Origin of the sequence: Oceanobacillus neutriphilus (assembly GCF_014645515.1) — a bacterium.
Classification (GTDB): domain Bacteria; phylum Bacillota; class Bacilli; order Bacillales; family Amphibacillaceae; genus Oceanobacillus; species Oceanobacillus neutriphilus.
In genome coordinates this window covers 257,035-264,249 of record NZ_BMLW01000009.1, presented here as the reverse complement: position 1 = coordinate 264,249, position 7,215 = coordinate 257,035, and the positions used below count along the sequence as shown (strand labels likewise).

At 36.5% G+C, this 7,215-nt stretch carries 10 protein-coding genes; 3 read left to right on the top strand and 7 right to left on the bottom strand.

The window, feature by feature from the left end; all coding sequences use genetic code 11:
• Positions 1 to 367 precede the first annotated feature (367 nt).
• The 3 genes from IEX29_RS16265 to IEX29_RS16255 all read left to right on the top strand — a co-directional run bounded on the left by IEX29_RS16265 (position 368) and on the right by IEX29_RS16255 (position 3,250).
• Positions 368 to 976 (top strand): NADPH-dependent FMN reductase, encoded by a 609-nt coding sequence (locus IEX29_RS16265; RefSeq protein ID WP_188735416.1) that lies wholly within the window; start codon positions 368 to 370, stop codon positions 974 to 976.
• 18 nt (positions 977 to 994) lie between these two features.
• Positions 995 to 2,182, top strand: a complete 1,188-nt coding sequence (locus IEX29_RS16260; protein WP_188735415.1) for an NAD(P)H-dependent oxidoreductase — start codon at positions 995 to 997, stop codon at positions 2,180 to 2,182.
• Positions 2,183 to 2,308: 126 nt separating this feature from the next.
• Positions 2,309 to 3,250 (top strand): FAD:protein FMN transferase, encoded by a 942-nt coding sequence (locus IEX29_RS16255; protein WP_188735414.1) that lies wholly within the window; start codon positions 2,309 to 2,311, stop codon positions 3,248 to 3,250.
• A 158-nt stretch (positions 3,251 to 3,408) separates the two neighbouring features.
• Here the strand turns inward: IEX29_RS16255 and IEX29_RS16250 are convergent, their stop codons facing one another.
• From IEX29_RS16250 to IEX29_RS16220, 7 genes are all read right to left on the bottom strand, one after another.
• Positions 3,409 to 3,717, bottom strand: a complete 309-nt coding sequence (locus IEX29_RS16250) for a hypothetical protein (RefSeq protein WP_188735413.1) — start codon at positions 3,715 to 3,717, stop codon at positions 3,409 to 3,411.
• Positions 3,718 to 3,862: 145 nt separating this feature from the next.
• Entirely contained in the window at positions 3,863 to 4,306 is a 444-nt protein-coding gene (locus IEX29_RS16245; protein ID WP_188735412.1) for an NUDIX hydrolase, read from the bottom strand.
• A 71-nt stretch (positions 4,307 to 4,377) separates the two neighbouring features.
• The gene (locus IEX29_RS16240) at positions 4,378 to 4,800 is read right to left on the bottom strand and encodes an NUDIX hydrolase (RefSeq protein WP_188735411.1); all 423 of its coding nucleotides are present in this window, start codon (positions 4,798 to 4,800) and stop codon (positions 4,378 to 4,380) included.
• Positions 4,801 to 4,829: 29 nt separating this feature from the next.
• Complete coding sequence (locus IEX29_RS16235) at positions 4,830 to 5,366, bottom strand: nucleotidyltransferase domain-containing protein (RefSeq protein WP_188735410.1); 537 nt, start codon at positions 5,364 to 5,366, stop codon at positions 4,830 to 4,832.
• 19 nt (positions 5,367 to 5,385) lie between these two features.
• Positions 5,386 to 6,297, bottom strand: a complete 912-nt coding sequence (locus tag IEX29_RS16230; RefSeq protein WP_188735409.1) for a phosphotransferase family protein — start codon at positions 6,295 to 6,297, stop codon at positions 5,386 to 5,388.
• A 78-nt stretch (positions 6,298 to 6,375) separates the two neighbouring features.
• The gene (locus tag IEX29_RS16225; protein WP_229720253.1) at positions 6,376 to 6,774 is read right to left on the bottom strand and encodes a hypothetical protein; all 399 of its coding nucleotides are present in this window, start codon (positions 6,772 to 6,774) and stop codon (positions 6,376 to 6,378) included.
• A gap of 41 nt (positions 6,775 to 6,815) precedes the next feature.
• Entirely contained in the window at positions 6,816 to 7,205 is a 390-nt protein-coding gene (locus IEX29_RS16220) for a hypothetical protein (protein ID WP_188735407.1), read from the bottom strand.
• Positions 7,206 to 7,215: the final 10 nt, after the last annotated feature.

The window sequence follows — 7,215 nt, the reverse complement described above, 5'->3', positions numbered from 1 at the left end:
CCCAAATGGACAGTGTCACCTTTATTAGGTTGTTGATTTTTTGGCGAAAATGACTATGAAATACTTTACAGAATATTCTTATTATATTTATGCAACGCTAGTGATCAAAAATATAATAGTTATTATATACATATAGTTTAGGCAAGTATAAATCAGCAGTAATCAGCTGTCCCGTAATATAAATACTGATAATTCTGAACCCTAATAGTAATCTGCCCTGACAGTTATTGTTACCGCCCTCGAAAAAATCTTACAATTTAAAATTATTTCACACAATACCCTTGTATTTTTCACCTAAGCGTATTACAATTAAATTGTGATACATTTCACAAACTTTTCGATTTTATTATAAGAAAGGAGCAATAAAATGAAGAATTTTATAAGTATACTAGGAACAAACTCGGATTATTCAACAAATCGTCTCTTGCTGCAATTTATTCAAAAGCATTTTAAAGATCAGGCTAACATTGAAATTTTTGAAATTAAGGATTTACCTGCTTTTAACAAGCCGAAGGACAGAAAATCGCCTCATGGAGTACAGGAGCTGGCGGACAAAATAAGGAAGGCTGATGGAGTGATTATCAGTTCTCCGGAATATAATCATTCCGTACCGGCCGCATTAAAAAGCACATTAGAATGGTTGTCCTATACCAATCAGGCATTAATTGATAAACCAGTTATGCTGACTGGGGCTTCCTATGGAAAATTAGGATCTTCCCGTGCACAGAGCCATTTACGGCAGATGCTTGATGCACCTGAATTGAAAGCACGCATTATGCCAAGTTCTGAATTTTTAATCGGTTATTCTTTACAGGCCTTTGATGATAATGGCAATTTAACGGACCAGCGCAAAATAGAAGCTCTTGAGCGGATTTTTAATGACTTTGTACATTTTGTTGATATTACTAATCAGTTAGTTAATGCGAATGAACCCCATCAGGAACAAGCTCCAAGCTACTCATGGGAAGCCAAATAATTATTAGGAGGTATACAGATGAAACTTGTCGGAATAGTTGGATCAAATGCTGAATTCTCTTATAATCGTCTGTTATTAAATTTTATTTCAAAAAATTTCAAGAAATTAGTTGACGTTGAAGTTCTAGATATTAAAGATGTTCCAATGTTCAATCAATCAGATGATCAAACAAATAGTGAAGTAATCCAAAATTTAAATAATAAAATTGCAGGAGCAGATGGTGTTATTATTGCTACACCGGAATATAATCATTCCATCCCGTCCGCTTTACAGAGTGTGTTAGAATGGCTGTCATTTAAAATACATCCTCTTGATGGGAAACCGGTAATGATTGTGGGCGCTTCTTATGATGTCCAGGGATCTTCCCGATCTCAATTACACCTGCGGCAAATATTAGATGCACCTGGCGTCAATGCTGTCGTCATGCCGGGTAATGAGTTTCTATTAGGTGAAGTGTATGAAGCATTTGATGAAAATGAAAACCTGAAGGATGCGCAAACAGTTCAATTCTTAGAAACCTGTATAAAGAAATTTATCCGTTTTATCAACGTTGTCAATGTCCTCCAATCCCCTGAAGGAATGAAGGATCTATCCGATACAGAGGATTTATACGCTACCGGAGCAATTGATACAACCGTTGAAGGTATCGACATGTCAGCCGATGACTGGCTCGAAAAGGCTTCAGAGGCAACGCAGGCTGTGGAAGGTAATACTTACGTTAAATTAAACCGCGGTCTCTTAACTGTTAATCAGCTGAATCATTTCTTAAATTCCATGCCGGCAGAATTGACTTATGCGGACAGCAATAACCAATTCTTATACTATAATCATCATATGGAGAAGGAAGATATGCTGGCAGGACGCAGACCGGAGCAAGTAGGAAGCCCCTTAGCAGAATGTCACCCGGAAAGAGTGTTCAGCGGCGTTTCCTGGGTTATTCAGCAATTACGCAGTGGGAAACAAGATGTGGTACGGACGCAGGTGCCTACACATGGACCAGATAAATTTGTAGTCCACAGCTACCAGGCTGTACGTGATGACAATGGAACTTATCTTGGAATCAATGAATATGTACAAGATATTCAACCGGTTATTGACTGGTATTTAGAACAGACAGGCCAACAGTTAACCGGTGGCGGTGTAGATGCTGTATCCGGAGCGACTTCAAAAGTAGACACGGTATCCGGAGCAACGGCCAAAGCTTAAAGATAGTTAATCAAAAAGAGGTCATAACGGCCTCTTTTTCAAATTTCATTCCAGCATTTATTTGCTAAGTTGAATAATAATTTATTAGAGAATGTTTAAAGTATTGGAATACAAAAGGGTGATAATATGGCAATGCAAACGCGTGAAATACATATGATGGGAACAATTATCCAGCTGTCAGTACAGCATGACTATGCGGATTTTGTTTTGGAGGAGCTGTTTCTTCGCTTGAAAGAATATGAGAAACGCTTTAGTGCGCATGATCCAGCTTCTGAATTAATGGAAGTAAATAAAAATGCAGGGATGAAGCCGGTAAAAGTGAAGCCAAGTTTATATGAACTAATCAAAATCGGCAAGAAACACAGCACGCCGGCAGACAGTTCCTTGAACATTGCAATTGGTCCCCTTGTTCAAGCCTGGCGTATTGGATTTGAGGATGCTGATGTTCCCTCCCAGACATCCATTGAATCCTTACTAAGCAAAACAAATGCCTCTGACATCATACTGGATGATAAAGAACAAACCGTATTTTTAAAGCATGCTGACATGTTTATTGATTTAGGCGCCCTGGCAAAAGGGTTTATTGCTGATCTGCTTATTCATGATTTGGAATCGATGCAAGTATCGGAAGCTCTGATTAATTTAGGCGGAAATGTCATCACTCATGGAGCTTCTTCCAAGCATGAGGATGGTTATTGGCGTATAGGAATTCAACACCCCTTTCTTCCACGCGGAAATTATATCGCCGTTTTAAAAGCATTCAATCAATCTGTTGTTACATCCGGAATTTATGAAAGAAGCTTTACAAAGAATAACCAGACATATCATCATATTTTGAATCCTCAAACCGGATATCCGATTAAATCAGAAATTGCTGGTTTAACCGTTGTATCAAAAAAGTCCGTTGATGGAGAAATATGGACAAGCCGTTTATTTGGAAAGACACCACATCAAATTATTGATACGCTGAATCAGCTGGAGGATATTGAAGGGATTGTCGTTACGACGGATAGTGAGATTTGTTATACGGAATCTCTAAAGTCGTATATTAGTGAAATGATTTCGTGATTTTATGTCTTTGCAGAGACGGGGCGAAGCTTTTACATCCTGATTTAAAATGAGTCTTCAACTTCACTTTTTCACAAACATAAAAACACTCTTCTTCATTTTGGCAAATCAGAGGAGTGTTTTTAATCAGAAAAAATGTTTAAAGCCATCTATTTCAGTTACCCCCACCACATGATTAAAACAAATAGAGACCACCAAGAGGTGAGTAATCCGGCAATTACAAACAGCGTAATATATCTGCCAAGCTTTTCCTTATTCATTCTTTGTTTCTTATACTGAAAATAGATCATAACTAAAGAATTTAAAAATAAGAATATACTTATTAATGTTAAGATAGTTAAATTGTATATCGGGTATGATTCCGGGAATATCCCATTCAAAAGATAAGCAAAATCTTGTCCGAATATCCCAAGTATAATCGCCAAGATGAAACTTCCAAATATAATTAACCTACTCTTTTTTATCAATACACATCCTCCCCTGCACTCCTTACAATATTATTTCCAACTATCTGTTTTGTTCAAGTAATGTTCAAACACGATGCAATCGGTTACAATTTCTTAATAAACTATTTTAAATGCCCGTCTTTATTAATACTCTAGAAAGTATCTTTTAAATATATTTTTCAATAATAATTTTTGCCCTTTCATCTAAATTAGAGGGAATATCAGGCAGAGCAAAATATCTTAATTCTATACTTTCTCCATCATTCATTTGCAGCTCACCGCTTATACCTTCTGCAAAATAAACAGCAATAACATTATAAACTTCATCTCCATTCGGATATTTAAAATAAAAGTCTTTACCCGATAGGATATCTACAAATTTTAAAACTTCTGCTTTCAGACCTGTCTCTTCATAAAGCTCCCGCTTTGCAGTCTGCTCCAGGCTTTCCCCAATTTCCATTGCTCCACCGGGCAGTCCCCATTCTTTCGTATCAGAACGATGCTGGAACAAAATCTCAGCTCTCTCATTTTGAGCCACGATTGTTGAACCCGCCAAAATAAAAGGTCTGCTGCCTATAAGTTCTCTTATTTCCTTAACATATTCAGCCATATTTCCTCCTTTATAAATCCCCATTTATTAAGATATTAAAGAAATCCAAGGTGGAGTCTACTCTACATTTTTCAACTCATTCTCCCCTGAAACACATATGGAACTGCCTTTTCTAATAGACTTCTAATGCCCACTTTATGATATGGCATTCTTTTATCCGCTTCTTCTATACTCACCCATGCTGTATCTGCAATCGTTTCTGTATCCTGTATCAAAATTTCTCCACTGACAACCTTTGCCTGAAACGTAAAAAAGATTGCATGATGATCATTTTTTTCCATAAATGCCTCATTCACCGAAAGAATATCTCCAGCTTCAATCGTCAAACCAGTTTCTTCTTTTGCTTCCCGGACAACTGCTTCTGATAAAATTTCTCCCTTTTCCACTGCTCCTCCAGGCATCGTCCAATCATCATGCTTTATATTTTTCACCATTAAAATTTTTTCTTCATTTTCATCTAAAATCAAAGCATAAACCACATCTACTCTCTCCATTGAAATACCCCCTTCGTATTATACTTTCCTTAGTTCCATTCTGATAAGATGCCGCGTAATATTTTTTTACTTTCCTCATCCTTTTGTCGATATGGCCGTCCTATTTCCTTATAGATTTCTTTTTCCTCTAAAAGCTGTCTGGGATGGATAACCTTTACAGTAATATTGTCCAAAAGAAATTTTTCTTCTAATAGCGAATCAGCACGCCAAATCCACTCAGGCAAACCATTCATAATAAGACTGCCGTTACTATGATAGGTAATGTAGCTAATGGAAAGATCTACATTATTTTTTTGAAAATCAGATTGCCTGTTACAGAAAGGCTCTTTCACAGCTATTCGTTTATATCTTGCTTTTACCAGCTCTTCTTCTATACATTCCCTATTTTGAATCCAGGTAACCAAGTCGATATCTTCATGAGGACGAGTCACCTTACCAAGCAGAACATCAATGGCCCATCCGCCCTTCACCCACATTTGCAGCTTATGTTTTTCAAAAAGTATCTGCAGCTCCCTAAGAATTACGAATTGGTTCTTTGTTTGAGTATTTAACTGATTAAAATCCATAACTCTCCCCCGCTTCCTATTATTCATCTATTTTCTTCAGCAGTGAAACCGCATAACAATCCATTCTCTCCTTCATCATTTCCACCGTAATATCCGTTTTCCCAAAGACTCCCCATCCAGGGTAAACATCCGGCTGACCTTCCAAAACATCCATTAACGAAACAATATCCCAATAAACATCATAGGAAAAATTGTCCTTAGATTTCCTTTGATAGGCAGATAAAAAAGCATCTGCTGCTTCCACACCATATAGCATGGCAAGATTCCAGCGGCAGTGTCCTACATCAATACCTACATGACCAATGCACCCATTTGCCCAATCTACCACACCACTTACCTCATTATTCTTCCATAGTACATTCACCGGATGAAAATCACGATGGACAAATCTTGGTGTATAGTCTGGCTCTGGCTGTAGTACAATCTCCTTTAAAGCCTTCCACACTTCCTGTTTACCAGACCAGGAAGGAATTTCGATTTCACCCGCTTTTTGGTAGCGTTCATGCTGCCAAGGGAAATCTATGATTGAATTATCGTGAATTTGAGCTAATGTTTCGGCTAGCTTGCTTAACCATTTCGATTGATTTTCGGGTAAAATATTTATATTACCCTCTATTTTGCTCATTAAAAGAAGCGGTTTGCCGATAATTTCTCCATCAGGATCAGCAGCAATATATTCTGGTGTTTCAACAGCTAATAATGCTGCAGCCTTCAGACTGTCTGCCTCCTGTTTAATATCTTTTGCTGTAAAGCTACTCTCTTCATATTGACGCAGTACCAGCTCTCTGCTTTCACCGGAAGATAGCCGCAAATTTATTGTGTACATAACGGCTGTCGTGCTTCCTTTTAACGGCGAAACATGTTGAATATCTGCCTCGTTTGAAAAATGAGAAACAATCCAGTGCTCTAGTTTTTCAGAAATATAAGCCACCTAACCTCTCCCTCTTTATAAAAAAATCCCCTTCTTACTACCTTCTGTCATCAGTGCAACAGATAGATGTCATATTCGTTAAAATTCCAATATTTCTAAAGTGTTACTGCTATCTATAGCATTAATGGTTCTTTTTATTACAAATCCCAAATAGAAAGAAGCCTTTAATATATCATTTTGAGTTATACCAAGAACTGATAAAATTTCAGACGATTTAATAAACTTGTTTTCAAAGGTTGCTTTAATAATCTCCACATCTAATGTCTCCGTAGAATGCTCTTCTACAATTTTTTTAAATTCATTAATACTTAGTTCTTTTCTGTCAGAGCGATATTTTTTTGCTTTAGAATATAGGGTATCAATAAAATGATTCACATTGTTGAATGTAATTTTTTCTTTGGCAGCCCAATTATATACTTTGAACATCAAAGCAATTTCAGACATATTCTCAGGGATTTCTTTGAATTCAACACTCAAAAGACATGTCAATTTTTTAACATGTCTTTTGAGTTACTTTGCTAGTTATTACCATCAATCGGTAATTCAGCTGTTACTCCAAAATGATTTCCAGTTTCCATATCAATATATTGACCAGTTGTTCCATTGAAATCTTTTTCTTCAATATAGTAACCAAGTTCTTGAACAATTCTATCGCCATTAAAAAATAACAATCGATAATCTGGATTTGGTATATCTATATCAGAAGTTGATGAGGAGTTTGCAGATTCTAATTCTTCAATTAAGTTATTTATCAAAGCTTCATCTATAATTGTATTAATTTCTGCTTCGTCCTTCCATTTTTGTATTTCAATAGATGTTAAAGTTTCATCATTAAAAAGGTCATTTTGTTGACAAGCAGCCAAAGAAAATAGTGTTACACAAATTACACTAATTGTTATTTTACGCATTATATCGTAC

Excerpts from the sequence above, each read along its gene's own strand:
- IEX29_RS16265 (WP_188735416.1), top strand. The coding sequence starts at position 368 with ATGAAGAATTTTATAAGTATACTAGGAACAAACTCGGATTATTCAACA.
- IEX29_RS16255 (WP_188735414.1), top strand. The coding sequence starts at position 2,309 with ATGGCAATGCAAACGCGTGAAATACATATGATGGGAACAATTATCCAG.
- IEX29_RS16240 (WP_188735411.1), bottom strand. The coding sequence starts at position 4,800 with ATGGAGAGAGTAGATGTGGTTTATGCTTTGATTTTAGATGAAAATGAA.
- IEX29_RS16260 (WP_188735415.1), top strand. The coding sequence starts at position 995 with ATGAAACTTGTCGGAATAGTTGGATCAAATGCTGAATTCTCTTATAAT.
- IEX29_RS16245 (WP_188735412.1), bottom strand. The coding sequence starts at position 4,306 with ATGGCTGAATATGTTAAGGAAATAAGAGAACTTATAGGCAGCAGACCT.
- IEX29_RS16235 (WP_188735410.1), bottom strand. The coding sequence starts at position 5,366 with ATGGATTTTAATCAGTTAAATACTCAAACAAAGAACCAATTCGTAATT.
- IEX29_RS16220 (WP_188735407.1), bottom strand. The coding sequence starts at position 7,205 with ATGCGTAAAATAACAATTAGTGTAATTTGTGTAACACTATTTTCTTTG.